Source organism: Nonomuraea sp. B5E05 (genome assembly GCF_039880665.1).
In the GTDB taxonomy this organism is placed as follows: domain Bacteria; phylum Actinomycetota; class Actinomycetes; order Streptosporangiales; family Streptosporangiaceae; genus Nonomuraea.
The window spans coordinates 77666-99209 of sequence record NZ_JBDPMJ010000009.1; the positions used below are offsets into that span (position 1 = coordinate 77666).

At 69.7% G+C, this 21544-nt stretch carries 20 protein-coding genes; 14 read left to right on the top strand and 6 right to left on the bottom strand.

Features of this window, described 5'->3' with window-relative positions:
* The first annotated feature begins 154 nt into the window (after positions 1–154).
* The 6 genes from ABGB01_RS18510 to ABGB01_RS18535 all read left to right on the top strand — a co-directional run bounded on the left by ABGB01_RS18510 (position 155) and on the right by ABGB01_RS18535 (position 5304).
* On the top strand, positions 155–1606 hold the full coding sequence (locus ABGB01_RS18510; RefSeq protein WP_347774681.1) for an acetyl-CoA synthetase: 1452 nt from the start codon (positions 155–157) through the stop codon (positions 1604–1606).
* A 99-nt stretch (positions 1607–1705) separates the two neighbouring features.
* Positions 1706–1984 carry a hypothetical protein gene (locus ABGB01_RS18515; RefSeq protein ID WP_132513837.1) on the top strand — a complete coding sequence of 93 codons (279 nt, stop codon included), beginning with the start codon at positions 1706–1708 and terminating at the stop codon, positions 1982–1984.
* Positions 1971–2399, top strand: a complete 429-nt coding sequence (locus ABGB01_RS18520; protein WP_347774683.1) for a type II toxin-antitoxin system VapC family toxin — start codon at positions 1971–1973, stop codon at positions 2397–2399. The genes ABGB01_RS18515 and ABGB01_RS18520 overlap by 14 nt, the downstream gene beginning before the upstream one ends.
* A 44-nt stretch (positions 2400–2443) precedes the next feature.
* Positions 2444–3349 carry a hypothetical protein gene (locus ABGB01_RS18525; protein ID WP_347774684.1) on the top strand — a complete coding sequence of 302 codons (906 nt, stop codon included), beginning with the start codon at positions 2444–2446 and terminating at the stop codon, positions 3347–3349.
* A 65-nt stretch (positions 3350–3414) separates the two neighbouring features.
* Positions 3415–4371, top strand: a complete 957-nt coding sequence (locus ABGB01_RS18530; RefSeq protein ID WP_347774685.1) for a zinc-binding dehydrogenase — start codon at positions 3415–3417, stop codon at positions 4369–4371.
* Between the two features lie 75 nt (positions 4372–4446).
* Positions 4447–5304, top strand: coding sequence for an oxygenase MpaB family protein (locus tag ABGB01_RS18535; RefSeq protein WP_347774686.1), 858 nt, complete (start codon positions 4447–4449; stop codon positions 5302–5304).
* 33 nt (positions 5305–5337) lie between these two features.
* Here the strand turns inward: ABGB01_RS18535 and ABGB01_RS18540 are convergent, their stop codons facing one another.
* The 5 genes from ABGB01_RS18540 to ABGB01_RS18560 all read right to left on the bottom strand — a co-directional run bounded on the left by ABGB01_RS18540 (position 5338) and on the right by ABGB01_RS18560 (position 11742).
* Positions 5338–6078, bottom strand: coding sequence for a PadR family transcriptional regulator (locus ABGB01_RS18540; RefSeq protein ID WP_347774687.1), 741 nt, complete (start codon positions 6076–6078; stop codon positions 5338–5340).
* On the bottom strand, positions 6075–6878 hold the full coding sequence (locus tag ABGB01_RS18545; protein WP_347774689.1) for a DUF4097 family beta strand repeat-containing protein: 804 nt from the start codon (positions 6876–6878) through the stop codon (positions 6075–6077). The genes ABGB01_RS18540 and ABGB01_RS18545 overlap by 4 nt, the downstream gene beginning before the upstream one ends.
* Before the next feature lie 98 nt (positions 6879–6976).
* The gene (locus tag ABGB01_RS18550) at positions 6977–7156 is read right to left on the bottom strand and encodes a DUF6104 family protein (RefSeq protein WP_090772809.1); all 180 of its coding nucleotides are present in this window, start codon (positions 7154–7156) and stop codon (positions 6977–6979) included.
* 98 nt (positions 7157–7254) lie between these two features.
* A complete protein-coding gene (locus tag ABGB01_RS18555; protein WP_347774690.1) occupies positions 7255–10893 on the bottom strand; it encodes a multifunctional oxoglutarate decarboxylase/oxoglutarate dehydrogenase thiamine pyrophosphate-binding subunit/dihydrolipoyllysine-residue succinyltransferase subunit in 3639 nt (1212 codons plus the stop codon).
* Between the two features lie 204 nt (positions 10894–11097).
* The gene (locus tag ABGB01_RS18560; protein WP_347774691.1) at positions 11098–11742 is read right to left on the bottom strand and encodes a phenylalanine--tRNA ligase beta subunit-related protein; all 645 of its coding nucleotides are present in this window, start codon (positions 11740–11742) and stop codon (positions 11098–11100) included.
* A 74-nt stretch (positions 11743–11816) separates the two neighbouring features.
* Here ABGB01_RS18560 and ABGB01_RS18565 point away from each other — a divergent pair, with 74 nt between their 5' ends.
* Both ABGB01_RS18565 and ABGB01_RS18570 read left to right on the top strand, forming a co-directional pair.
* Positions 11817–12392: a helix-turn-helix domain-containing protein gene (locus ABGB01_RS18565; RefSeq protein WP_347774692.1), complete on the top strand. Its 576-nt coding sequence runs from the start codon at positions 11817–11819 to the stop codon at positions 12390–12392.
* Entirely contained in the window at positions 12389–13672 is a 1284-nt protein-coding gene (locus ABGB01_RS18570) for an MFS transporter (RefSeq protein ID WP_347774693.1), read from the top strand. The genes ABGB01_RS18565 and ABGB01_RS18570 overlap by 4 nt, the downstream gene beginning before the upstream one ends.
* Here ABGB01_RS18570 and ABGB01_RS18575 read toward each other — a convergent pair.
* Positions 13620–14465, bottom strand: a complete 846-nt coding sequence (locus ABGB01_RS18575) for a glutathione S-transferase C-terminal domain-containing protein (protein WP_347774695.1) — start codon at positions 14463–14465, stop codon at positions 13620–13622. The two genes, ABGB01_RS18570 and ABGB01_RS18575, sit on opposite strands and share 53 nt — an antisense overlap.
* Positions 14466–14520: 55 nt before the next feature.
* Between ABGB01_RS18575 and ABGB01_RS18580 the strand changes: the two genes are divergently transcribed.
* From ABGB01_RS18580 to ABGB01_RS18605, 6 genes are all read left to right on the top strand, one after another.
* Complete coding sequence (locus ABGB01_RS18580) at positions 14521–15579, top strand: MBL fold metallo-hydrolase (protein ID WP_347774697.1); 1059 nt, start codon at positions 14521–14523, stop codon at positions 15577–15579.
* Positions 15580–15716: 137 nt separating this feature from the next.
* Positions 15717–16589 (top strand): SDR family oxidoreductase, encoded by an 873-nt coding sequence (locus ABGB01_RS18585; RefSeq protein ID WP_347774698.1) that lies wholly within the window; start codon positions 15717–15719, stop codon positions 16587–16589.
* A gap of 202 nt (positions 16590–16791) precedes the next feature.
* Complete coding sequence (locus ABGB01_RS18590) at positions 16792–17949, top strand: ROK family transcriptional regulator (RefSeq protein WP_347774700.1); 1158 nt, start codon at positions 16792–16794, stop codon at positions 17947–17949.
* A 36-nt stretch (positions 17950–17985) separates the two neighbouring features.
* Positions 17986–19470 carry a sugar ABC transporter ATP-binding protein gene (locus ABGB01_RS18595; RefSeq protein WP_347774701.1) on the top strand — a complete coding sequence of 495 codons (1485 nt, stop codon included), beginning with the start codon at positions 17986–17988 and terminating at the stop codon, positions 19468–19470.
* Positions 19470–20501 carry an ABC transporter permease gene (locus tag ABGB01_RS18600; protein WP_347774702.1) on the top strand — a complete coding sequence of 344 codons (1032 nt, stop codon included), beginning with the start codon at positions 19470–19472 and terminating at the stop codon, positions 20499–20501. Before ABGB01_RS18595 ends, ABGB01_RS18600 begins: the two co-directional genes overlap by 1 nt.
* Positions 20498–21544, top strand: coding sequence for an ABC transporter substrate-binding protein (locus tag ABGB01_RS18605; protein WP_347774703.1), 1047 nt, complete (start codon positions 20498–20500; stop codon positions 21542–21544). Before ABGB01_RS18600 ends, ABGB01_RS18605 begins: the two co-directional genes overlap by 4 nt.

Here is a 21544-nt window from a genome sequence, read left to right on the forward strand (position 1 = left end):
CCGTTCCGTTATATAAATAGCGAGATCGCATGTATTCCTGATCGGCATTTCCGCAGGTGAGGGGTGCTGGTATTTCTTCTCCGGCAACAGTGGTAACTCGCTTTATCAGACACCACTGCTTATCAACCGAATGTTGTTCTGGTTAGATGGTTTCATGGATCCTCGCACGCCCTGCCTCATTGGCATCGCACAACGCACCATTCGCGAGCAGCCCGGCCCGGAGCCGCTCGACCTGTGGGAGGAGGTGGCGCGCGCGGCCACCGCCGACGCCCGCCTCCCCGCCGGGCGGCTCGACTCGATCCAGCTCGTCTACACCGACTCCTGGCAGTACGACTCCCCGGTGGGCCGCCTCGCCGAGCGCCTCGGCGCCGCGCCGCGCCACCGCGCCTACTCCAAGGTCAGCGGTACGGCTCCGCACCTGCTCATCGGCGAGGCCGCCGCGAGGATCGCGGCAGGGGAGATCGACTCGGCGCTGATCGCGGGGGCGGAGGCGCTGGCGACGCGCCGGGCGTACCGGCAGGCGGGTGAGAGCGTGCCCTGGAGCCATCCGGCCGTGCCCAAACCCCCTTACGGATGGGAACGGCCGCCGCATCCGGCGGCGCTGGCCCACGGGCTGTTCATGCCGGTGCACACGTACGCGATCATGGAGACGGCGCGGCGGGCGGCGCTCGGCCTCACGATCGAGGAGGAGATGCGCGAGCGGGGGCGCATGATGGCGCCGATGACCGAGGTGGCCGCCGCCAACCCGTACGCCTGGCGCAGGACCGCGCGCACCCCCGGCGAGCTGGTGCACGGCAACCGCTTCGTCGGCTGGCCCTACACCAGGAACACGGTCGCCGTCATGGAGGTGGACCAGGCGGCGGCCGTCGTCCTGGCCGGCTCGCGGCTGGCCGACCGGCTCGGGGTGCCCGCCGGTCAGCGCGTGTACCTGCGCGGGTGGGCGTACGCGGAGGACACCTGGGAGGTGGCGGCGCGGCCCGCGCTCGGCCGCTCGGAGGCCATGGGCAGGGCCGCGGAGGCCGCCTTCGAGCGCGCGGGGCTCGGGCCGGACGATGTGCACGCCCTCGACCTCTACAGCTGCTTCGCGATCGCGCTGCGGCAGGCGTGTGACGCCATCGGGTTCGACCCGCTGGACCGGCGCGGGCTCACGGTGACCGGCGGGCTGCCGTACGCGGGCGGGCCGGCCAGCGGTTACGTGCTGCACTCGACGGCCACGATGGCGGGGTTGCTACGCGCGCAGCCCGGGCACGGGCTGGTGACCGGGGTGGGGATGCACCTGACCAAGCACGCCTACGCCGTCTGGTCCAGCGAGCCCGGCGGGCTGCCGGGCGGGCTGCTCGACGCGGCCGCGCCGGTGTTCGTGGCAGAGGAGGCGCCGATCGTGCCGGCCTTCTCGGGGGAGGCGGTCGTCGCCGGGTACACGGTGGCGCACGGGCGGGACGGCGCGTCCGAACGAGGGGTGCTCGTGGTGGACGTGCCCTCCGGCGGGCGGGCGTACGCGGTGGTGACGCGGGACGAACTGCTGGCCGACGCCGAATCGCGCGAGCTGGTCGGGCAGGTGGTGCGGGTGGCCCACGACGGTGAGGTGAACGTGGCGACCTGGTGATCCTCTAAAGTGGATGCAAAATCTGTGACCGTGTGACTACTATCCGGTGTTGACATTTTTATGTCACTCGCCCAGGCTGGAGTCATGCGGAGGACCACGGTGCGCATCGACGAGACGCTCCTCAACGAGGCGAAGGCATACGCGGCGAGAAACGGACGCAGTCTCAACTCAGTGATGGAGGACGCCTTGCGGCAACTCATCAACCGCTCCACGGAAGTGGCGGAACGTCCCCGCGTGGAGCTGATCACATCAACCGCCGAGCCCGGCTACCAGACATGGGTCCAGAGGCGGCTGGACGCCGGCGAGAAGCTGGAGCACATCGTCTACGACCTCGATGACGAGGAGCGCTACCCGGAGCTGTTCCATGCTCCTCGCTGACATCAACATCCTCATCAACGCCTTCCGCCACGAGTCTCCCGATCACGATCGATGCCATGTGATCGTGGAACAGATGGTGAACGGTGACTCCAGCTACGCCGTGAGCGATTTCGTCGTCAACGGCTTCGTCCGCACGGTCACCAACCGGCGCATCTACAAAAACCCCGACGACCTCGATCGTGCCCTGACCTTCGCCTCGTCCTACCGCAACCAGCCGCATGCCCTGGTGGTCAGCGGCGCGGACAGGCACTGGGAGATCTTCGTCAGGCTGTGCCGGCAGGCGGGGGCGTCGGGCAACTTGATCCCGGACGCCTACCTCGCGGCGCTCGCCATCGAGCATGGTTGTGAATTCGTGACCTGCGACAAGGATTTCGCCAGGTTCGAGGGCTTGCGCTGGCGGTCCCCCCTCAACTGAACTGGAGGGAAAGGCGTAAGTCAGGCTACTCGGCGAGGAACGTCGTGGCTGACCGGTTCGACGTCATCGAGTCAGGCGGCGAGCGCGGACGCCGCCGCTGGATCGGGCTGGTGGTGGTGCTGGCGCTCCTGCTGGTCCCTGCTGTCAGCCTGCTCGTCAGCCGGGAGCCCGAGCGTGATCCCGAGCCCGAGGCCGTGCTGCCGCAGCCGGTCCCCGAGCCCATCAGGTCCTTACGGACGATCGACAACCCGCCCAACGTCCTGCACGCCCACGCCACGAAGAAGGGCGGGGACGAGGTCATCGACGTGGTGTTCCCGCACGGCGCGCGCGCCGAGGTGCGCTATCCGGCCGAGCTCGGCCTCGCCGAGATGGGCGTGCGACCGTTCCAGGGCGCCTGGGTGGAGGGCAACTACCGCCAGTTCGTCGCCCCGTACGGCGGCGAGACGCAGATCACCCAAGGCGGCGAGCCGATCAGGAACTACGCCCCCAACGTCACGCTCTGGCCGCGCCCGGCGGGCAGCGGCGGCTACGGGCAGGTGCTGATGTTCGCGTTCGGGCCGTGGCGGCTGGCGATGTACGACCGGGGGAGGGGGCTGTCGTTCGACCAGCGCACGACGCTCGCCGAAAGGATCAAGGGCAAGGTGACGAAGGACGGCTACCTGGTGTTGTCGGCCGGCGGCTCCACAGACGGCGTGCGCCTGGCCGGGCCTGGAGACACCGTGCGGGGCGAGCCGGTGGGGCCGCAGTTGTGGTTCGGCGGCGGGGCGGGGACGATGGTGGTGCTGGCGCCGGCGCCCGGTTGTAAGCGCACCGCCGCGATTCCCTACGTCATCGACGGACGCGGGCGGCCCGTCGACTCGGTGTGCCGCAGCGGGGTGCAGGTCACCGTCACCGGCCCCCAGACGTTCCGCGACCAGGCCATCAAGGGCATCCGGATCGCGTTCGACTAGAACGTGCGACGCGCGGCGGCAGGGTGGCGGGCCGTCGAGCGAAATCTTGTTAGTAGGGTGCGGCCATGTTCGCCGTAACCGCCACACAGACCGATCCTGACAATCCGCTCGCCGGGCTGACGCTCGGCGAGCACCCCGAGCCCAAGACGCCGGACGGCTGGACGACCGTCTCCGTGCGGGCCGCCGCGCTCAACCACCACGACCTGTGGACGCTCAAGGGCGTCGGCATCCGGCAGGACCGGCTGCCGATCGTGCTGGGCTGCGACGCCGCCGGCGTGGACGAGGACGGCAACGAGGTCATCGTGCACGCGGTGATCGGCTCGGGCCCCGACGAGACGCTGGACCCCAGGCGCAGCCTGCTGTCGGAGACGTACGACGGCACGTTCGCCGAGCGGGTCGCCGTGCCGCGCCGCAACCTCGTGCCCAAGCCGGCCGCGCTCAGCTTCGAGCACGCCGCCTGCCTGCCGACGGCGTGGCTGACCGCGTACCGCATGTTGTTCGACAAGGCCGGGCTCCAGCCCGGCGCCACCGTGCTGGTGCAGGGCGCGGGCGGCGGCGTCGCCACCGCGCTGATCGCGCTCGGCAGGGCGGGCGGCTACCGGGTCTGGGCGACCAGCCGTACGGAGGCCAAGCGCGAGCGTGCCCGCGAGCTCGGCGCCGACCAGGTCTTCGAGACGGGCGCGCGGCTGCCCGAGCGGGTCGACGCCGTCATGGAGACGGTCGGGCAGGCGACCTGGGACCACTCACTCAAGTCGCTCAAGCCCGGCGGCCGCATCGTCGTGTCCGGTGCCACCAGCGGCGCGGTCCCGCCCGCCGATCTCAACAGGGTGTTCTTCCTGCAGCTGTCCGTGGTCGGCTCGACGATGGGGACGCGCGACCAGCTGCAGCGGCTGGCGGTGTTCCTGGAGCAGACCGGAGTACGTCCGGTCGTCGACCGTACGGTGCCGCTGGCCGAGGCGCGTGACGGGTTCGCGGCCATGGCGGAGGGGGAGATCTTCGGGAAGATCGTCTTTTGCGGATGAATAAGTAAATGGTTACTTCTGGCGCTTCTGGGTGATACAAGCAGAGAAAGCCGTATCACCCGGGAGGTCGTCAGCATGGACGTCGAACCCTTCGGCCCAGGTTCGCTGCACTGGGATACGGCCGGTGAATATCGCAACCTGCTCGTGGCCGGCAGCGCGCTGGTCCTCCAGACCATGCACCCGGCCGTGGGCGCGGCCGTAGCCGAGCACTCCACGTACAAGTCGGACCCGTGGGGGCGGCTCACCCGTACGCTCGCCTCCGTCCAGACCTGGGTGTACGGCGGCGCCGGCGGCCCGGCGGAGGGCGAGCGGCTCAGGAGGCTGCACCGGGACATCAGCGGGGTGGACGAGCACGGCAGGCACTACCACGCGCTGAACGGCGAGGCGTGGGCCTGGGTGCACCTCTCCCTGTTCGAACGCTTCATCGCGCTCAACCGGTGGTTCGGCACCCCGTTCACCCATGAGCAGGAGGAGCGGTTCTACGCCGAGTCGCGGCAGCTCGGCGCGATCCTGCGGGTGCCCGAGCGGGAGATGCCGGGCGATCTGGCGGCGTACTGGCGGTATTTCGACGACATGGTGGCCGACCGGTTGGAGCCGCACCCGACCGCGCTGGAGGTGCTGGCCGTCATGCGGGGCACCCCGGCGCCGCCCGGCCTGCCCCGGCCGCTGCGCGGGTTGTGGACGCCGGTCGGGGTGGGGTCGGGGGAGTTCAACCACTTCGTGACCGTCGGCACGCTGCCGCCGGCCGTACGCGGGAAGCTGGGGCTGCGATGGGCGGCCCGGGACGAGCGGCGGCTGCGGCGGATCGGGCACGCGGTGGCGACGCTCACGCCGCGCCTGCCCGAACGCCTGCGCTACATGCCCATCGCCTACGGTGCCCGCCGCACCGCACGGAGGGCACGTCGTGTCGAGCGTCTCCTGCGTCCCGCCTGACGCCCACGCTGCGGGCGGGGTGCGCGGGTCGGGTCAGCGTTCGAGGATGTCGCGGACGTTGCGGGCGGCGTCGTCGAGCGTCACGCGCAGCGCCGCCACCTTCTCCGGTGTCAGGCGCGTGCCCGACGCCTCCTCGCGCGTCTGGGCGACGAAGTCGGCCAGCAACTCGCCCAGCTCTGCGTCGAGGTCGGCCCGGTTGGGCGGCGCGCCCCCGAGGGTGGCCCAGACCTCCGACCAGATCCTGCGCCATTCCTCGCTGAGCCGTTCGCCTTCGCCCTGCCAGTGGTCGGCGTGTTCCATCCACTGGCGTTTCTGCTGCTCCTTGAGCCGCCTGAGGCCCTCCCTCTGCTTGTCGAGCAGGTCCCTGGCGTCGTCGTGGCTGCTGGTCCGCACGTCCTTGGCCATCCGGGTCAGCTCGTCGCGCAACGACTTGACGGTGTCGCGGACGTCCTCCTTGACCTCGCGGGCGATGTCGCGCACGGAGGCGGAGATCTCCTCCTCCAGGTCGTCGAGCTCGTCGAGCCGGTCGTTCAGCTCCTCACGGCCCCGGTCGGTGATCGAGAACACCTTCTTGCCCTCGACCACCTCGTGCGTCACCAGGCCCTCCTCCTCCAGGCGGGCGAGGCGCGGGTAGATCGTGCCGGGCGAGGGCGAGTAGACGCCGAGGAACCGGTCCTGGAGCAGCCGGATGACCTCGTAGCCGTGGCGCGGGCTCTCGTCCAGCAGCTTGAGCAGGTACAGCCGCAGCCGGCCGTGACCGAAGACAGGGCTCATTCCTTCTCCCCCTTGAGCAGCGTGACCTCACCGGAGACCGTGATCGCCGACAGCGAGGCCATGCCGCCACCCAGCCGCCCCGACAGCGCTTTGGAGCCGGGGCCTCCCGTGTTGGACAGTTCGTCGAACGTGCTGACGAGCCTGCCCGAGGTGGATCTGAGGCTGACGTCCGCCTCGACGTTCTCCGGCAGTCTGACCAGGATGTCACCGGAGACGCTGTTGAGCGTCACGTGACCCGTGGGATTCAGCGCCAGGTCGGCCGTGAACCGGCCGGAGATCGTGGTGGCCTTCAGTCTGCGCGGAGAGCCGTCGGCCACCGTCAGGTCGCCGGAGACGCTCTTGAACGCCAGGTCGCCGGACATCGCACGGCTCTCGACAGGGCCCGAGACGGTGTTGGCCAGCACGTCGCCGCTCACGGCGTCGAGCACGATCTCGCCCGACACGCTCTTGACGTGGGTCCTCGTCTCGAACCCGGCCACCACGGCGGGCGCGGTGACCACGCCGGCGTTGACCCTGCACGTTTTCGGCACGGCGATCGACAACACCGTCCTGCGGCGGTCGCGGCGCAGCCAGCCGAGCATGCCGTCCCACGTCAGGTCCTTGTAAGCGACGGTGAGCGACCGGGTGTGCTCGTCGTAGGTCACGATGAGCGGCGCCGCCGAGTCGACCTCGGCCACCTCCAGCGTGGGTGGGCCCTCGCTGGCGAGCACGGCCAGCCGTCCGGCCACGATGCGTACGTCCAGCGTCTCCACCTGGCCGAACGTGAGCTGCTCGGGTGCCTCGATCGCCCACTGTTGCATGATCCCTGCCCTTCTTGGCGACACGTCGTCTAGTGACACGATATGTCGCGTCTGACGAGATCTCAAGATGTATCGCGTTTATGGGCGTCAGGAACGAGTCAGTCGTCGTCCTCGTCGTCCAGCCGCGCCAGCCACGTGGCCAGCCGCTCGACGGGCGTCTCGAACTCGGGGTTGAGGTCGACGAACTCGCGCAGCCGCTCGCCGAGCCACAGGAGGCTGACCTCCTCCTCGCCCCGGCGCTCGACCAGTTCCTCGATCCCCCGATCGGTGAAGTACATCGTCGTCCATTCCTTCCAGCGGGCGAATCGCCCGGCTCAACCTGTCAGAACGCCAGTGAGCCCCCGGACGGGCCGGGGGCTCACCGTGCGGACCTGCTTCAGCCGAAGAGCTGCTCGACAATGGCCTCGAGCTCATGGTCGTGCGTGTTGTGCGAGCCCGTGGCCGGCGAACTGTTGGGGGTGCGCGACACCCGCTGCAGCCGCCGCCCGCCCAGGACCTGCGGGTCCTCGGCCAGCTTGAGCGTCAGGTAGGGCCACGGCCCCATGTTGACCGGCTCGTCCTGGGCCCAGACCAGCTCCGCCTGATCGCTGTAACGCGCCAGCTCGGTGGCCAGCTCGTCGGCAGGGAACGGGTAGAGGCGCTCCAGCCGGACGATGGCGACGTCGTCACGGCCCTTCTTGTCGCGCTGCGCGGCCAGGTCGTAGTAGAGCTTGCCGGAGCAGAGCACGACCTTGGTGACCTTGCCCGGGTCGGCCGTCGTGTCGCCGAGCACCGGCTGGAAGGTGCCCGAGGTGAAGTCGGACGCCTTCGACGTGGCCGCCTTGAGCCGCAGCAGCACCTTGGGCGTGAAGACCACCATCGGCTTGTGCCGCTTGGACTCCACCTGCCAGCGCAGCAGGTGGAAGTAGTTGGCCGGCGTGGTCGGCTGCGCGACCGTCATGTTGTCGAGCGCGCAGACCTGCAGGAACCGCTCGATGCGGGCCGAGGAGTGGTCGGGGCCCTGGCCCTCGTAGCCGTGCGGCAGCAGCAGCACGACCGAGGACCTCTGGCCCCACTTCTGCTCGCCCGACGAGATGAACTCGTCGATGATCGTCTGGGCGCCGTTGACGAAGTCGCCGAACTGCGCCTCCCAGGCGACCAGCGCGTCGGGCCGCACGACGCTGTAGCCGTATTCGAAGCCGAGCGCCGCGAACTCGCTGAGCAGCGAGTCGTAGACGTAGAACTTCGTCGTGCCGTGGTTGAACGTCTTGAGCGGCGTGTGGTCGGCACCGGTCATCCGGTCCACCAGGACGGCGTGGCGCTGGGTGAACGTGCCGCGCCGGGAGTCCTGGCCGACCAGGCGCACCGGGTGGCCGTCGATCAGCAGCGAGCCGAACGCCAGCGTCTCGCCCATCGCCCAGTCGATGGCGTCCTGCTCGACCATCTGGCCGCGGCGCTGCAACACCGGCGCCAGGCGCGGGTGCGGCGTGAAGCCCTCGGGCAGGCTCAGCTGGGTGTCGACGATGCGCTTGAGCGTCTCGTCGCTGATCGCCGTCGGCGTGTCGTCGTGCGACCACTTGTCCACCTCGGCCGGCGGCACCCGCATGGCGCCCGCCTCCAGCGGCTTCTTGGCCGCCTCGCGGGTCTCGGTGAACGCCTGCTCCAGCTTGGCCTGGTAGTCGCGCAGCGCCTGCTCGGCCTCCTCGACCGTGATGTCGCCCCGGCCGATCAGCGCCTCGGTGTAGAGCTTGCGGGTCGAGCGCTTGGCGTCGATCAGGTCGTACATCAGCGGCTGGGTGAAGGCCGGGTTGTCGCCCTCGTTGTGGCCGCGGCGGCGGTAGCAGATGAGGTCGATGACGACGTCCTTGCGGAACGCCTGGCGGTATTCGTAGGCCAGCTCGCCCACGCGCACCACGGCCTCGGGGTCGTCGCCGTTGACGTGGAAGATCGGTGCCTGGATCATCCGCGCCACGTCGGTCGCGTAGACCGACGAGCGGGACGAGGCGGGCGAGGTGGTGAAGCCCACCTGGTTGTTGACCACCACGTGCACGGTGCCGCCGGTGCGGTAGCCGCGCAGCTGCGACAGGTTGAGCGTCTCGGCCACGACACCCTGGCCGGCGAAGGCCGCGTCGCCGTGGACGAGGACGGGCAGGACGGTGAAGCCCTCCTCGCCGCGCTCCAGGAGGTCCTGCTTGGCGCGGACGACGCCCTCCAGGACCGGGTCGACCGCCTCCAGGTGGGAGGGGTTGGCGACCACCGACGCGGTGATCGTCTTACCGCTCGGCGCGGTGAACTCGCCCGTCGCGCCCAGGTGGTATTTCACGTCGCCGGAGCCGTGCGCCGTGCGCGGATCGATGTTGCCCTCGAACTCGCCGAAGATCTGCGCGTAGGACTTGCCGACGATGTTGGCCAGCACGTTGAGCCGGCCGCGGTGGGCCATGCCGATGACGACCTCGTCGAGGTCTTCGTCGGCGGCGTCGCTGATCACCGAGTCGAGCAGCGGGATCAGGGACTCGCCGCCCTCCAGCGAGAAGCGCTTCTGGCCGACGAACTTCGTCTGCAGGAACGTCTCGAACGCCTCGGCGGTGTTGAGCCGCGACAGGATGTTGAGCTGCTCGTCGCGCTCGGGCGACTTGTGCGGCTTCTCCACCCGCTCCTGGATCCAGGCCCGCTCTTCGGGGTTCTGGATGTGCATGTACTCGATGCCGACCGTGCGGCAGTAGGAGTCGCGCAGCACGCCCAGGATCTCGCGCAGCTTCATCAGCGGCCGGCCGCCGAACCCGCCGGTGGCGAACTCCCGCTCGAGGTCCCACAGCGTCAGGCCGTGCGACTGGATGTCGAGGTCGGGGTGCTTGCGCTGCTTGTATTCCAGCGGGTCGGTCTCGGCCATCAGGTGGCCGCGCACGCGGTAGGCGTGGATCAGCTCCAGCACCCGCGCCGACTTGGACACGTCGTCGTCGTGCGACGTCGACACGTCCTGGACCCAGCGGACCGGTTCGTACGGGATCCGCAGCGACTCGAAGACCTCGTCGTAGAAGCCGTCCTCGCCCAGCAGCAGCCGGTGGATCTGGCGCAGGAAGTCGCCCGACTGGGCGCCCTGGATGATCCGGTGGTCGTAGGTGCTGGTCAGCGTCATGACCTTGGAGACGGCCAGGCGCGAGAGCGTGTCGGGCGAGGCGCCCTGGTATTCGGCGGGGTATTCCATCGCGCCGACGCCGATGATCGTGCCCTGGCCGGGCATCAGGCGGGGCACGGAGTGCACGGTGCCGATGGTGCCGGGGTTGGTCAGCGAGATCGTGGTGCCGGCGAAGTCGTCGACGCCGAGCTTGCCGCCCCGCGCCTTGCGGACGACCTCTTCGTAGGCCATCCAGAACTGCCGGAAGTCCATCTCTTCCGCGCCCTTGATCGAGGGCACGAGGAGCTGGCGCTCGCCGTTGCTCTTCTGCACGTCGATCGCCAGGCCGAAGCCCACGTGCTCGGGCTTGACGAGCGTGGGCTTGCCGTCGATCTCCGTGTAGGAGTAGTTCATCTCCGGCATGGCGCGCAGCGCCTTGACGATCGCGAAGCCGATCAGGTGGGTGAAGGACACCTTGCCGCCGCGGCCCCGCTTGAGGTGATTGTTGATCACAATGCGGTTGTCGACCAGCAGCTTGGCCGGGATGGCGCGCACGCTGGTCGCGGTCGGCACCGACAGCGACTGCTCCATGTTGGCGGCCGTGCGGGCCGCGGCCCCGCGCAACTTCACCTCCTCGGCGCCCTTGGGCACCGGGGTGGCCGGTTGCTTCGGCTTCTCGGCCGCAGGTGGCGCCTTCGGCGCCGCCTTGGGAGGCGCGGGGGCGGTCACAGTGCCGTTCCCCGCCTCCTTGGCCGGGGACCGGCCCGGTCCGTAGTCAGGGTTGTAGTCAGCGAAGAAATTCCACCAAGCCTTGTCGACCGACTCGGGGTCTTGGAGGTATTTCTGGTACAGCTCGTCGACAAGCCACTCGTTCTGACCAAAGCTTGCCAGCGGGTTTGTCCGCGACGACTCAGACGACACGGCGGAAATCGCCCTCTTCCGCAGATCGGCGTTGATGTTAGAGAACCTTTCCAAGGCTACTCGCCCGGACTGGCAGCGCGCGCCTAGGTGGGCGTGCCGCCACGCACGATCCTCTCAGGACGGCGCGATGAGGTCACGACCCCCTAGTCAACCCGGGGGGTTGCGCGATTATCACTATTTGGTATCAACACCCTGTCCGGAGGTTTACTTCCCTCCAGACACCAATCTGCTGGCGATTCGCACCTGAGGGGACAACACGGACAGTAGGTCGGCGAGTTCCTCGCCCGCCTGCTTGAGCTCCTCCAGCGACATCGGCTCCAGGCGCTCGAGCAGGAAGATCGCGTTGGTGGTCTCCTCGGTGAGCCGGGTGCGCGCCACCTGGCGCCAGTTCCACCTGCGGCAGGTCACCCCGAGGTCGTCGCGCCAGATCACCTCGCCGGGGTCGGGCGTGCCGAGCGCCTCCTCGGAGGCCTCGTCGCCGCTCGCCCTGACCAGCCGTGCCGGGCCGGAATAGCGGTCGAGGTCTTCCCCGCCGATGGGCAGCGCGTGCTTCACGCTGATCGAGTTGTAGGCGTCGACGACCTGGTTGATCTCCGGAAGCGGCATCCGGCGGGTGAGCGCGTCGACCGAGGGCCTGGTGCGCTGCGGCTTGGCCCCGAACGCGCGGTAGGCGTCCTTCCAGGCGTCGATCTTGTCGGTCTGGACGGAAACGGCCGAGGCCTCGGCGAGCCAGGCGCGTGAGCGCTCGTCGGTGGGCCCGTTGCGCAGGTCGCGGGCGGTCATGACGAGGACCGCGAAGTCGGGGCGCAGCGCGAAGACCGCGTCGTCCACCTGGATGTCGTCAAGCATCCCCACAGTTTATGAGCCGGAGAAATCGCCAAATACACTTTGCAAAATTGTCTTTGCGGTCTACGGTGGAGGGCATGGAGGAGCAGTACCAAATCAGTGACGCGCAGGTGCTCAAGGTCGTCGCCCACCCGCTGCGGGTGCGCCTGCTCGGCCTGCTGCGCAGCGACGGGCCGGCCACCGCGAGCGAGCTGGGCCGCAAGGTCGGCGAGAGCTCCGGCTCGACCAGCTACCACCTGCGCGAGCTGTTCAAGTACGGCTTCATCGAGGAGGACCCCGACCGGCGCGACGGGCGCGAGCGCCGATGGCGGGCCCGTCACCGCTACACCTCCTGGGACGCCGTCGAGCTGTCCGGCACCGAGGAGGGCCGCGAGGCCGTCAAGGTCGTGCACCTGCGGCAGGCCGAGATGGTCGGGCGGCTGATGGAGGCGTTCGACCCCGGTGACTGGGCCGACGACTGGGTGGAGGCCGCTGGGATGAGCGACCACCTCCTCACGCTGCCGCCCGCGGCGATCCAGGAGCTGAAGAACAGGATCGAGGAGCTGATGGGCGAGCTCTCCACCCGCTACGCCGCCGACCCGGCCGCGAGGCAGGTCACCGTCTGGTTCGGCGCGATCCCGCGCAACCGTGAGGAGGGGCGGGACGACCGATGACCGCGCGATCGGCCTTACACCGCTACATGCTCGTCAGCTTCCTGACCTGGTTGCCGCTCGGGCTCGCGATGGCCGCCCAGGTGCTGCTGATGACCGAGCGAGGCCTCAGCCTGGCGCAGATCGGGCTGGTGACGACGGTGTTCTCGATCGTGACCGTGAGCCTCGAACTGCCCACCGGCGGGCTGGCCGACGTCCTGGGGCGGCGCGTGGTGCTGGCGGCCTCGGCCGCGTTCACCGTCGCGGGCCTGGCACTGATGAGCGTGTCCACGACGCTCGGGATGTTCATGGTGGCCGGCGTGCTGAAAGGCGTGGCCAGGGCCCTGTCCAGCGGCCCCGCCACCTCCTGGTACGTCGACACGCTGCACGGCCTCGAGGGCCACGACGCAGACCTCAAGCCCGGCCTGGCCAGAGGCGGCGCGATGGAGTCCGTGGCCCTGTGCGTCGGCGTCCTGGCGGGCGGCGGCCTGCCGCTCCTGGTGCCGCCCTCGCTGATCCTCCCCCTGGCCGCGCCGTCGATGCTGGGCGCGGTAGCGGCGGCGGTGCTGCTGTTCGTGGTCATGCTCGCGCTGCCCGAGCCGGCCCACCCGCGCCGCACGCTGTCGAGCGTCCTGCGCGGGGTGCCCGTGACGGTGGCGGGCGGCATCCGGCTGGCGGCGGGCCACGCGCTGCTGCGCAGGCTCATGATGGTCGCGGTGGCGACGGGCGTGGTGCTGATGACCATCGAGCTGCTCACCCCCGGACGGCTGGCCGAGCTGGCGGGCACGGCGGAAGAAGGCAGCCTGGCCTATGCCGTGGTCGCGGCGCTCGGCTTCGCGGGCAGCACGATGGGCAACGTGCTCGCGCCGCGCGTGGCCCGGGTGGCCGGTGGCTCGGCCGGGGGAGCGGTCGCGGGGACGGTGCTGGCCGCGCTCTCCGTGGGCGCGCTGGCCGCGACCGCGGGCCTGGACGGCCTGCCGGGAACGCTGAGCGCGGGGATGGCCTACGTCGTGCTGTTCGTCGGCCTCTCGCTGACGGGCGTGCTCTGCCTGGAGCTGACCCACAAGGCCGTCACCGCCTCCGAGCGCACCACGGTCACCTCGACGAGCTCCATCGCCCTGCAGTCCGGCGGGACCCTGGCCAACCTCACGCTCGGCGCCCTGGCCGCCCAGGCGGGCCTCGCCGCCGCCTGGGGTGTGGTGGCCGTGGTGACGCTGGCCTCGGCGCTGTTGTTCGTCCGGATACCCGCGCCTACAGGCTCCAGTCCAGCTCGGGCCCTACCGGCACGATCCGGCTCGGGTTGATGTCGGTCTGGGTGATGTAGTAATGACGCTTGATCTGGTCGAAGTCGGTGGTTTCGCGGAAGGCCGGGAGAGCGTACAGCCTGCGCGCGTACGCCCACAGCGCCGGATAGTCGGTCAGCCGCCTGATGGAGCACTTGAAGTGCGCGTGGTAGACGGTGTCGAACCTGGCGAGGGTCGTGTAGAGGCGCACATCACTGTCAGTGAGCGTGTCGAAGAGGAACTCCGACTCCGCCAGGCGTACCTCCAGGAGGTCGAGGGTGGTGAAGACGCGGGTGACCGCCTCCTCGTACACCTGCTGGTCGCGGGCGAAGCCGGCCTCGTACACCGCGTTGTTGAGGCCGTGGTAGAGGCGGTCGTTCATGATGTCGATGTCCGGCCGCAGTCGCTCCGGGTAGAGGTTCGGCGAGGTGCCCCATGACGTCTCCAGATCGAGGGTGATCTGGGGGAAGTCGTTGGTGACGATGCGCTGGTCCTTCGTGTCCCAGACGCAGGGGACGGTGTAGCGGCCCGTGTAGCCGGGGTCCGTCGCGTGGTAGAGCTCCGAGAGATATTCCGGGTCGCCGCCGGGAACGCGCCAGCCCTTCTCGTCGCGGACGGGATCCACGATCGTGACGTCCAGCAGGTCCTGCAGCCCGAGAAGTGACCGTACGATCAGCACGCGCTGCGCCCACGGGCAGGCGTAGGAGGCGTAGAGCCGGTACCGTCCGGGCTCGGGCGGGCCGAGCCGGTCCGTGAAACGGTTGGGCTGCCGGACGAAGCGGCCAGTGTCGGAATGCTCGCGGCTCTGCTTCATGATCCTAGTAGAACATGATTCGGATGCCGAACCTCGTTCGGGCACAATCGAGTCCATGACGAAACTTGTGGTGACCCCTGCCAATGTGGCACAGCGGGACGCGTGGGCGGGCGGGGCGATCCCCGAGGTCGAACGGGTGCGCCCGGGGTTGTGGTCCGTGCCGGTTCCGATCCCGGTCAATCCCCTGCGGTACGTGCTGGTCTACGTCCTGGAGCTGCCCGACGGGGTGGCGATCATCGACGCCGGGTGGAACACCGACGAGGCGTACGACGCGCTCGTCGCCGGCCTGGCCGTGGCGGGCTACGCGATCACCGACGTCAAGGGCGTGCTCGTCACCCACATCCACCCTGACCACTACGGGCTGGCCGGGCGCGTCCGTGAGATGTCGGGCGCGTGGATCGCGCTGCACCCGGCCGACGCGCGGCTGGTCCGCGAGCGTTACGACGACGCGGCCATCGACTCCCTTGTGGAACGGGAGCGCGAGCTGCTGCGCCGCTGCGGGGTGCCCGAGCTGACGCTGGACGAGCTGGCCGGGGCCTCGATGATGATCCGGCACGTGGTCACCATGGCCAAGCCCGACCGGCTGGTGGAGGACGGCGACGAGCTCGGGCTGCCCGGCTGGGACCTGCGGGCCGTCTGGACGCCCGGCCACTCGCCCGGGCACCTGTGCTTCGTCTCGCCCGCGCGCAGGGTGCTGTTCTCCGGCGACCACGTGCTGGCCAAGATCACGCCGATCGTGGCCGTGCACCCGCAGTCGGGCCCCAACCCGCTGGCCGACTACCTCGACTCGCTGGCCGCCGTGCGCAAGCTGGACGTCGAGGAGGTGCTGCCCGCGCATGAATACCGTTTCCTGGAGCTGGCCGAGCGGGTCGACACCGTGATGGCGCACCACGACGAGCGGCTGGCCGAGATCGAGCGCGTGGTGGGCTCACTCGACGGCGCCGCCTGCTGGGACCTGGCCACCCGGCTGACCTGGTCGCGGCCGTGGGAGACGATCCCGCCGTTCATGCGGCGCGCGGCCAACAACGAGACGCTCGCGCACCTGGCCTGGCTGGAGGCCAGAGGGCGGGTGCGCCGGGTGGCGGGCGAGCAGGACCTGTGGTTCCCGGCCTGACCGCGGCGCCGGCTCCGTGGTTCCGGGTTTGATCGGTGCCGCCGGGACGAGGGCTCCCGAGCGCCGGGCGGGCGCTGGAACCGGCGGCGGGTTATCGTACCCGTACTAGAATGTTGTTCTCCTGCCTGGGAGGTTCGATGCTTCGGTTCGATGACAGGGTCGCGATCATCACGGGGGCGGGGCACGGCCTCGGCAGGTCGCACGCGCTGCTGCTGGCCGAGCGCGGGGCCAAGGTCGTGGTCAACGACCTCGGGGGCGCGCTCGACGGCACCGGCGCCTCCGCGGGGCCCGCCGCCGAGGTGGCCGAGCTCATCACGAAGAACGGCGGCCAGGCCGTCGCCAGCACCGACAACGTCGCCACGCCCGAGGGCGCCAGGGCCATCGTGAGCACCGCCGTCGACGCGTTCGGCAAGGTCGACATCGTCGTCAACAACGCCGGCATCCTGCGCGACAAGTCGTTCGGCAAGATGACGGTCGAGGACTTCGACGGCGTGCTCGCCGTGCACGTACGCGGCTCCTACCTGGTCACCCAGGCCGCCTACCCGCTGATGAAGGCGGCGGGCTACGGCCGCATCGTCAACACCTCCAGCCCGGCCGGCCTGTTCGGCAACTTCGGCCAGGCCAACTACTCGACCGCGAAGATGGGCCTGGTCGGCCTGACCAAGACCCTGGGCATCGAGGGCGCGCGCAACGGCATCAAGGCCAACGCCATCGCCCCCATCGCGTGGACCCGGATGACCGAGGCGCTGCTGCCGGCCGAGTTCGAGGCCAAGTTCACGCCCGAGCGGGTGAGCGCGCTGGTGGCCTACCTCGTGCACGACTCGTGCGAGGCCAGCGGCGAAGTGTTCAGCGTCGGCGGCGGCCGGGTGGCGCGGGTGTTCGTGGCCGAGGGTCCCGGCTGGAAGACCGACGACCTCACACCCGAGACGATCGCCGGCAACTGGGAGGCGATCATGGCCGAGCAGCCGTACGTGCTCACGGCGGGTGACTCGATGAAGGCCATGCTGTAAGGCGGCGGCCTCCCGAGCCGGTCCTCGCCTGTGGCGGGGACCGGTTTCGTCGTTCTGGGGTCATCAGACAACTGGCCAAATGTCAAGCAATGGGGGGAATGTCGGGAATCGAATAGGCTTTGTTCGATCTTCGGCGGAAGTTGGGGGAGTTTGGGCGATCTATACTCTTGATTTGCCGTATCGGTGATCTTATTGTCGCCACATGACCCCCCAGCCGGGCTCCGCCGGCGACGTGCTGACGCTGATCAGCGCCGGATCGGCGACGACCCGTTCCGATCTCGCGCGGCTCACCGGCCTCGCCAGATCGACGATCTCGCAGCGGGTCGACGCGCTGATCGAACGCGGCCTGGTGGAGGAGACCGAGAGCGGCGAGTCCACCGGAGGGCGGCCGCCGCGGCAACTGCGCCTGCACACCGAGGACCACGCCTTCGCCGGCGTCGACCTGGGGGCCACGCACTGCCGCGTCGCACTGATGGACATCTCCGGCAACGTGCTCGCCGAGTGCGAGGACTCGTTGCTGATCAGCGAAGGCCCAGAGAAGGTGCTCGCCCACGTCGACCAGCGGCTCGACCGGCTGCTCGGCACGGCGGGACGGCCCAGGTCCGCTCTGCGCGCCGTCGGCGTCGGGGTTCCGGGACCCGTCGAGTTCGCCACCGGGCGGCCGAACAACCCGCCGATCATGCCGGGCTGGAACGACTACCCCATTCCCGACTACTTCGACGGGGTGGAGGTGCTGGTCGACAACGACGTCAACGTGATGGCGCTCGGTGAGCACCGCACCTCCTTCGCCGACGCCGGCCACCTGCTGTTCGTCAAGGTCGGCACCGGCATCGGCTGCGGCATCGTGGCCCAGGGCAGACTGCACAGGGGCGCGCAGGGCTCGGCGGGCGACATCGGCCACATCAGGGTCAGCGGCCACGAGGACGCCGGCTGCCGGTGCGGCAACAGCGCCTGCCTGGAGGCCGTGGCGGGCGGCGCCGCGATCGCCAGGCGGCTGACCGAGCTGGGCCTGCCCGCCGAGACCGGGGCCGACGTCGTCGCGCTGGTGCAGGCCGGCAACACGCAGGCGCTGCGGCTGGTCAGGGAGGCGGGCCGGCTCATCGGCGAGGTGCTGGCCAGCCTGGTCAACTTCTTCAACCCCGAGGTCATCGTCATCGGCGGGGCGCTGTCGCGCGTGCACGAGCACCTGCTCGCCGGGATCAGGGAGACGGTCTACCGCAGATCCCTCCCGCTGGCCACGCACCACCTGTCGATCACGCCCAGCCGTACGGGCATCAACGCCGCCGTGCTCGGCGCCGGGATGCTCGCCATCGAGCACTACCTGTCCCCCGACAACATCAACCGCATCGTCAACGCCTGAGCAGAACGCCCGGCAAGAACGCTGAAGGGATCTCCGATGCTGGTCATGAAGGGCATCGTCAAGCAGTTCCCCGGCGTGCGCGCGCTGGACGGCGTCGACCTGGACGTGCGGGCGGGCGAGGTGCACTGCCTGCTCGGCCAGAACGGCGCCGGCAAGTCCACGTTGATCAAGGTGCTGGCCGGAGTGCACCAGCCCGATGAGGGCACGATCGTGTTCAACGGCGCCGAGGTGCGCCCGAGCAGCCCGATCGACGCCATCAGGCTCGGCTTCGCCACCATCTACCAGGAGCTCGACCTGGTCGACGGGCTCAGCGTGGCCGAGAACATCTACCTCGGCCACGAGCACGCCCGCTTCGGCTTCGTGAACAGGCCGGCCGCCCGGCGCGCCGCCCGCGAGGTGCTCGAACGGCTCGGCCACGGCGAGATCCGCCCGTCGGCCGAGGTCGGCCGGCTGTCGCCGGCGGCCAAGCAGGTCGTCTCGATGGCCCGTGCGCTCTCCCACGACGCCCGCCTGATCATCATGGACGAGCCGTCGGCGGCGCTCGCCCACGACGAGGTCGCCAACCTCTTCCGCATCATCCGCGAGCTCACCGCCCAGGGCGTGGCCGTGGTCTACATCTCACACCGCCTGGAGGAGATCCGCGAGATCGGCGACCGGGTCACCGTGCTGAAGGACGGCCGTACGGTCGCCGTCGGACTGTCCGCCCGCGACACCCCCACCACGCAGATCGTCTCCCTCATGACCGGCAGGAACGTCGAATACGTCTTCCCCGCCAAGGCGGGCCGGCCGCCGGGCGAGGAGGTGCTGGAGGTCGAAGGGCTGAGCTCGCCGGGCGTCTTCTCCGACGTCTCGTTCTCCGTGCGCGCGGGCGAGATCGTCGGGCTGGCCGGCCTCGTCGGCTCCGGGCGCTCGGAGATCCTCGAAGCGGTGTACGGCGCGCGCCCGGCCACCGGCCGCGTGCTGCTGGCCGGCCGGCCGGTACGCCGCAGCGTCGTCGGCACGGTGCGCCGCGGCATGGGCCTGGCGCCCGAGGAACGCAAGGCCCAGGCGCTGCTTCTCGACCAGAGCGTCACCGCGAACATCACGCTGGGCAGCCTGACGGGATTCGCCCGGTTCGGCTGGCTTGACCGTAAACGCGAGCGGGAGGAGGCCAAGCGGTTGGCGGAGATGCTGGACATCCGGCCGCCCGACCCCGAACGCCCGATCAGGACCCTGTCGGGCGGCAACCAGCAGAAGGCCGTGCTCGCCCGCTGGCTGCTCGGCAGCCGCAAACTCCTCCTGCTGGACGAGCCCACGAGGGGCGTGGACGTGGGCGCCAGAGCCGAACTGTACGCGGTGATCCGCAACCTGGCCGAGCAGGGCATCGGCGTGCTGCTGGTCTCCAGCGAGGTGCCCGAGGTGCTCGGCCTGGCCGACCGCGTGCTGGTGCTGCGCGAGGGGAGCGTCATCCACGAGGGCGACGCCGCCGGCCTGGACGAGCACGGCGTACTCGACATGATCATGAATGGGAGGGCGGCGTGATGAGCGAGCCCACGAAAGCGGAGGCGCCCTCGGCCGCGGGAGGCGGCGGGCCGTCGCGCGGAGGCATACCCGGGCTGGGATCGCTGGGCGGCCTCGGCGAGATGCGGCATCTCGGCCTGATCGGCGCGCTGGCGCTGCTGGTCGTCGTCGGCCTGGTCACCCGGCCGGACAACTTCGCCACCGCCTCCAACCTGGTCAGCATCCTGTCCCTGGCCGCCACGATCGGCGTGATCACGGTCGGGGCCACGTTCGTGATCATCGGTGGCGGCATCGACCTGTCGGTGGGCGCGGTCATGGCGCTGGCGTCGGTCTGGGCGACGACGGTGGCCACGCAGTCGTACGGGCCGGTGGTGATGGCGATCTGCGCGATCCTCGTCGGCACCGGGGCGGGGCTGGTCAACGGGCTGCTCATCGCCTACGGGCGGCTCGTGCCGTTCATCGCCACGCTCGCCATGCTCGTCGCCGCCCGCGGTCTGGCGCAGCGCATGTCCGACCGCAAGACCCAGCTCATCGACGCCGACAACGCCGCCCTCGTGGAGTTGTCGACCACCCGCGTGCTGGGCATCCCGCTGCTGGTCTACATCTTCGCGCTGGTCGTGGTGCTCGGCTGGGTGGTGCTCAACCGCACGACCTTCGGGCGGCGGACGTACGCGGTCGGAGGCAACCCCGAGGCGGCCAGGCTCGCCGGGATCGACGTGCGCAGGCACACGATGCTGCTCTACGCCCTGTCGGGGATGTGCTGCGGCATCGCCGCCATCCTCATCATGGCCCGTACGACGACGGGCTCGTCCACCCACGGAGACCTGTACGAACTCGACGCCATCGCCGCCGTGATCATTGGCGGCACGCTGCTCACCGGGGGCCGGGGCACGATCATGGGCTCGATCCTGGGCCTGCTGATCTTCACGCTCATCACGAACCTGTTCATTCTCAACGGGCTCAACACCAGCGACCAGCTGATCGCGAAGGGCCTGATCATCGTCGCCGCCGTCCTTCTCCAGCGGCGGAACCTGAAGGAGAGAGCACCATGAGTGAGAACGTCGCGCGCAGGGGATTCCTCGTCGGCGGAGCCGTACTCTTAGCGGCGGGCTGCACCAGCAACGAGCCCGAGGCCGCGCCGACCAGCGCGGCCGCCGTTCCCGCCCCCGCGGCCAGCGGCAACGACGAGCCGGGCCAGAAGGTGGTGATCGGCTTCTCGGCGCCGGCGGCCGACCACGGGTGGATCGCGGCCATCGCCAAGAACGCCGAGGCCACCGCGAAGCAGTATTCCGACGTCGAGTTCAAGCCGGTCGAGCCGACGAACGACATCAACCAGCAGATCTCCGCGGTCGAGTCGCTCATCGCGGCCAAGGTGAACGCACTGGTGATCCTGCCCAACGACGGCCAGCAGCTCAACCAGGTCGCGCTGCAGGCCACCGAGGCGGGCATCCCCGTCGTCAACCTCGACCGAGTCTTCCCCGACAAGCTGGCCTACCGAACGTGGGTCGGCGGCGACAACTACGGCATGGGCGTGGCGGCCGGGCACTTCATCGGCAAGCAGCTCAAGGACAAGGGCGTGTCGAACCCGGTGATCGTCGAGATCCAGGGCATCGCCACGCTGCCGCTGACCCAGGACCGCACCAAGGGCTTCGCCGACGCGCTCAAGACGTACGGGTTCAGCGTCACCGCCAAGCAGGACGCGCAGTTCACGGTGGAGACCGGCAACGAGGTGGCCACGTCGCTGCTGCAGGCGCACAAGAAGATCGACGCGCTGTGGAACCACGACGACGACCAGGGCGTCGGCGTGCTCGCCGCCATCAAGGAGGCCAGCAGGAACGAGTTCATCATGGTCGGCGGGGCCGGCTCGCTGAACGCGATGAAGGAGATCCAGTCGGGCACCTCGGTGTTGCAGGCCACCGTCACCTACAGCCCGACGATGGCCTCCTCGGCGATCAAACTCGCGCGTCTGATAGCACAGGGTAAGGGCATGAGTGATCTGGTGGAGAACCAGGTTCCGCAGTCCATCACACTCGCGTCCGAGACCATCACCAAGGAGAACGTCGAGAAGTACCTGTCGCTCGGCTTCGAATCCTGA

What these genes read in the sequence shown, in the direction of transcription:
- ABGB01_RS18510 (WP_347774681.1), top strand. Translation starts at nt 155, where the DNA reads ATGGATCCTCGCACGCCCTGCCTCATTGGCATCGCACAACGCACCATT.
- ABGB01_RS18520 (WP_347774683.1), top strand. Translation starts at nt 1,971, where the DNA reads ATGCTCCTCGCTGACATCAACATCCTCATCAACGCCTTCCGCCACGAG.
- ABGB01_RS18530 (WP_347774685.1), top strand. Translation starts at nt 3,415, where the DNA reads ATGTTCGCCGTAACCGCCACACAGACCGATCCTGACAATCCGCTCGCC.
- ABGB01_RS18535 (WP_347774686.1), top strand. Translation starts at nt 4,447, where the DNA reads ATGGACGTCGAACCCTTCGGCCCAGGTTCGCTGCACTGGGATACGGCC.
- ABGB01_RS18540 (WP_347774687.1), bottom strand. Translation starts at nt 6,078, where the DNA reads ATGAGCCCTGTCTTCGGTCACGGCCGGCTGCGGCTGTACCTGCTCAAG.
- ABGB01_RS18545 (WP_347774689.1), bottom strand. Translation starts at nt 6,878, where the DNA reads ATGCAACAGTGGGCGATCGAGGCACCCGAGCAGCTCACGTTCGGCCAG.
- ABGB01_RS18550 (WP_090772809.1), bottom strand. Translation starts at nt 7,156, where the DNA reads ATGTACTTCACCGATCGGGGGATCGAGGAACTGGTCGAGCGCCGGGGC.
- ABGB01_RS18560 (WP_347774691.1), bottom strand. Translation starts at nt 11,742, where the DNA reads ATGCTTGACGACATCCAGGTGGACGACGCGGTCTTCGCGCTGCGCCCC.
- ABGB01_RS18565 (WP_347774692.1), top strand. Translation starts at nt 11,817, where the DNA reads ATGGAGGAGCAGTACCAAATCAGTGACGCGCAGGTGCTCAAGGTCGTC.
- ABGB01_RS18570 (WP_347774693.1), top strand. Translation starts at nt 12,389, where the DNA reads ATGACCGCGCGATCGGCCTTACACCGCTACATGCTCGTCAGCTTCCTG.
- ABGB01_RS18575 (WP_347774695.1), bottom strand. Translation starts at nt 14,465, where the DNA reads ATGAAGCAGAGCCGCGAGCATTCCGACACTGGCCGCTTCGTCCGGCAG.
- ABGB01_RS18580 (WP_347774697.1), top strand. Translation starts at nt 14,521, where the DNA reads ATGACGAAACTTGTGGTGACCCCTGCCAATGTGGCACAGCGGGACGCG.
- ABGB01_RS18585 (WP_347774698.1), top strand. Translation starts at nt 15,717, where the DNA reads ATGCTTCGGTTCGATGACAGGGTCGCGATCATCACGGGGGCGGGGCAC.
- ABGB01_RS18590 (WP_347774700.1), top strand. Translation starts at nt 16,792, where the DNA reads ATGACCCCCCAGCCGGGCTCCGCCGGCGACGTGCTGACGCTGATCAGC.
- ABGB01_RS18595 (WP_347774701.1), top strand. Translation starts at nt 17,986, where the DNA reads ATGCTGGTCATGAAGGGCATCGTCAAGCAGTTCCCCGGCGTGCGCGCG.
- ABGB01_RS18600 (WP_347774702.1), top strand. Translation starts at nt 19,470, where the DNA reads ATGAGCGAGCCCACGAAAGCGGAGGCGCCCTCGGCCGCGGGAGGCGGC.
- ABGB01_RS18605 (WP_347774703.1), top strand. Translation starts at nt 20,498, where the DNA reads ATGAGTGAGAACGTCGCGCGCAGGGGATTCCTCGTCGGCGGAGCCGTA.